5 protein-coding genes and 1 tRNA gene are annotated in these 3,135 nt (G+C 70.4%); 2 read left to right on the forward strand and 4 right to left on the reverse strand.

Annotated features, from left to right (window positions below; genetic code table 11):
- The 4 genes from ABNT58_RS02335 to ABNT58_RS02350 all read right to left on the reverse strand — a co-directional run.
- Positions 1-257: PDZ domain-containing protein (locus tag ABNT58_RS02335; RefSeq protein WP_348751905.1), on the reverse strand; the 257-nt coding region annotated here is incomplete at its 3' end.
- A 5-nt stretch (positions 258-262) separates the two neighbouring features.
- Entirely contained in the window at positions 263-1,090 is an 828-nt protein-coding gene (locus ABNT58_RS02340; protein ID WP_348751906.1) for a S1C family serine protease, read from the reverse strand.
- 96 nt (positions 1,091-1,186) lie between these two features.
- On the reverse strand, positions 1,187-1,783 hold the full coding sequence (locus tag ABNT58_RS02345; RefSeq protein WP_348751907.1) for a rhomboid family intramembrane serine protease: 597 nt from the start codon (positions 1,781-1,783) through the stop codon (positions 1,187-1,189).
- 70 nt (positions 1,784-1,853) lie between these two features.
- Positions 1,854-1,938 (reverse strand) — tRNA-Leu (locus ABNT58_RS02350).
- A 104-nt stretch (positions 1,939-2,042) separates the two neighbouring features.
- Between ABNT58_RS02350 and cysM the strand changes: the two genes are divergently transcribed.
- Both cysM and ABNT58_RS02360 read left to right on the forward strand, forming a co-directional pair.
- Entirely contained in the window at positions 2,043-2,948 is a 906-nt protein-coding gene (gene cysM / locus ABNT58_RS02355; RefSeq protein ID WP_348751908.1) for a cysteine synthase CysM, read from the forward strand.
- A gap of 17 nt (positions 2,949-2,965) precedes the next feature.
- Positions 2,966-3,135: sulfurtransferase TusA family protein (locus ABNT58_RS02360; RefSeq protein WP_348751909.1), on the forward strand; the 170-nt coding region annotated here is incomplete at its 3' end.

Consider the following 3,135-nt stretch of genomic DNA (forward strand, 5'->3'; position numbering starts at 1 on the left):
CCCTGCGCCCGCCGCAGCGTCTTCATGCGGTCCACGCTGTGCAGCGTCACGCGCTGGGGCTCGCCTTCGCGCACGATGTCCAGCTGCACGTCGCGCTCGGGCAGGCCGCCCTGCCACAGGCTCTGCCACAGCGCGGCCAGCGTCTTCACCGGGGCGCCGTCGATGCGCAGGATGCGGTCGCCCGGCTGCACGCCGGCCACGTCGGCCGGGCTGTCGGTGCTCACGCGGGCCACGCGCAGCTCGCCGCCCAGCTCCACGCAGTTCAGCCCAGCCAGGCCCGCTTGCTGGCGGCCGACATGCCGGCGCGCCGCAGCTCGGGCAGGATGGGCGGCAGCAGGTCGATCGGCACGAACATGTTGCCCGGCATGGCCGGCGCCTCATCGCCCGCCGCCTGCGCCACCACCAGCGAGCCGATGCCCACGAGTTCACCGCTGGAATTGAAGAGGCCCGCGCCGCTGTGGTCGGTGCGCGCCGGGGCGGTGAACAGCGCGCCGTCGATCAGGTACTCCCAGTAGCCGGCAAAGGCCCGGCGCGAGACCAGCTGCGCCAGGCCCACGGCCGCGCCGCCATCGGCCTTCAGCCCGCTGGGGCCGCTGGCCATCATCAAGGGTTCTTCCACCTTCAGCGCGCCGGCCGAGCCCAGCGGCACCGGCGACAGCTTCAGCGGCGCCAGCGCCTGCAGCAGCCCGAAGCCGGTGGCCACGTCATAGGCCACCACGCGCGCGGGCACCAGGCGTTCGTCGGGCAGCACCAGCTGCACCTGGTCGGCCTCCAGGATGAGGTAGCCGATGGTCAGCACCAGGCCGTCGTCGCCGATCACCACGCCCGAGCCGGCGCGCACACGGCCCAGCGTGGCGGCCGAACTGGCGTCGTCCACGGCCATGGCCTGCACGCCCACCACGGACTGCTGCGCACGCTGCAAGGCGCGCAGCTGTTGCGGATCGATGGCGGTAGCGCCGTCGGAAGCAGGGGCCGCGTCGGGCGGGGGCGCGGCCATCGCGGCCACGTTCACCAGCGCGCCCAGCACGGCGATGAGCACCGCCGCCAGCATCAGCGACGCTTCCATCCACCGTTTGCGATCGAGGCCCATGGCTTCCTCCCGCTCGCCGTGCATCACCGGCGATGGGATCGAGCATGAGGCATCGCACGCGCCCTGCGCGCGTCAGGGTTTAACCCTTGCAGGCGATCAGCGGCGGCGGCGCGGGAAGGGCGCCTGGCCGCGCCAGTAGCGGATCATCAGGAAGCCGCCCAGCATGCCGCCCAGGTGGGCGAAGTGGGCCACGCCGCTGGGGCCGCCCAGGCCCATCAGCAGTTCCAGGCCGCCGAAGATGGCCACGTACACCTTGGCCTTCATCGGGATCGGCGGGATCAGCAGCTGGATGGTGCGGTTGGGGAACAGCATGCCGAAGGCCAGCAGCAGGCCATACAGCGCGCCGGAGGCACCGACGGTGGGCGCGCTGGAGCCGATCAGCGCCGTCCAGCCCAGCTGCACCGCGGCGGCGGCCAGCGCGCTGGCAGCCAGAAACTGCAGGTAGCGGCGCGGGCCCCAGAGGTTTTCCAGCTCGGAGCCGAACATCCACAGGCCCAGCATGTTGAACAGCAGGTGGAAGGCACTGCCATGCAGGAAGGCATAGGTGACCACCTGCCAGGGCTGGAACAGCCCGGTGCTCAGCGGCCACAGCGCGGCCAGGGCTTCGTACTGGGGCGGAATCAGCAGACCCAGGCAGAAGATGCCCACACAGATCAGGATCAGCGTCTTGGTGACCGGCGGCAGAGGCGGCATGCGGTTGATCTCAAGGAGGCGAAGCATTGGCCGTTGGCCATGAAGCCAGGCGCATGGCGGCGTGCTTGCGTGGTGCCCGCGGCCAGACTCGAACTGGCACGCCTTGCGGCGGCGGATTTTGAATCCGCTACGTCTACCGATTTCGTCACGCGGGCATGAGGCGCCGGGGGGCGCTTGCGTGGGCGCGGATTATTGCATGGGGTTGGGTCTGCCTCGCCCCTCGTCAGCGGCAAGCAGGCGCTGCTGCCACAATCGGCCCATGCCTCAATACCAGACCCTGGAAGACGTGATCGGCGGCACGCCGCTCGTGCGGCTGCAACGCCTGCCCGGGCCCGAGATCGCGCAGCGCAACAACGTGATCCTCGGCAAGCTCGAGGGCAACAACCCGGCCGGCTCGGTCAAAGACCGCCCCGCCATCAACATGATCCGCCGCGCCGAGGAGCGCGGCGAGATCCGCCCCGGCGACACGCTGATCGAAGCCACCTCGGGCAACACCGGCATCGCGCTGGCCATGGCCGCGGCCATCCGCGGCTACCGCATGGTGCTGATCATGCCGGAGGACCTGTCGATCGAACGCGCGCAGACCATGAAGGCCTTCGGCGCCGAGCTGGTGCTGACGCCTCGCTCCGGCGGCATGGAATACGCCCGCGACCTGGCCGAGCAGATGCAGAAGGACGGCAAGGGCCGTGTGCTCGACCAGTTCGCCAATGCCGACAACCCGGCGGTGCACTACGACACCACCGGCCCCGAGCTGTGGCAGCAGACCGAAGGCGGCATCACCCACTTCGTCAGCGCGATGGGCACCACCGGCACCATCACCGGCGTGTCGCGCTACCTGAAGGAGCGCAACCCGGCCATCCGCATCGTCGGTGCCCAGCCCAGCGAGGGCTCACGCATCCCCGGCATCCGCAAGTGGCCCGAGGCCTACCTGCCCAAGATCTACGACCCCCGGGCCGTGGACGAGCTGGTGTACGTGTCGCAGGCCGATGCCGAGCACATGGCCCGCCGCATGGCCAGCGAAGAGGGGCTGTTCGCCGGCATCTCGGCCGCGGGTGCCTGCTGGGCCGCGCTGCAGCTGGCCCGCACGGTGGAAAACGCCACCATCGTGTTCGTGGTGTGCGACCGTGGCGACCGCTACCTGTCCACCGGCGTGTTCCCGGCCTGAGCCCACCGCATCCCGCGATGAACGCACACAAAGAGATCGACACCCGCGGCATGAACTGCCCGCTGCCCATCCTCAAGGCCAAGAAGGCCCTGGCCGACATGGCCTCGGGCGAGGTGCTGAAGGTGGTGGCCACCGACCCGTCGTCGACGCGCGACTTCCAGGCCTTTGCCAAGCAGACCGGCAACGA

Origin of the sequence: uncultured Aquincola sp., from assembly GCF_964001545.1 — a bacterium.
Classification (GTDB): domain Bacteria; phylum Pseudomonadota; class Gammaproteobacteria; order Burkholderiales; family Burkholderiaceae_C; genus Aquincola.

Coding starts and splice junctions, on each gene's coding strand:
- ABNT58_RS02345 (WP_348751907.1), bottom strand. CDS start 1,783: ATGCCGCCTCTGCCGCCGGTCACCAAGACGCTGATCCTGATCTGTGTG.
- ABNT58_RS02340 (WP_348751906.1), bottom strand. CDS start 1,090: ATGGGCCTCGATCGCAAACGGTGGATGGAAGCGTCGCTGATGCTGGCG.
- cysM (WP_348751908.1), top strand. CDS start 2,043: ATGCCTCAATACCAGACCCTGGAAGACGTGATCGGCGGCACGCCGCTC.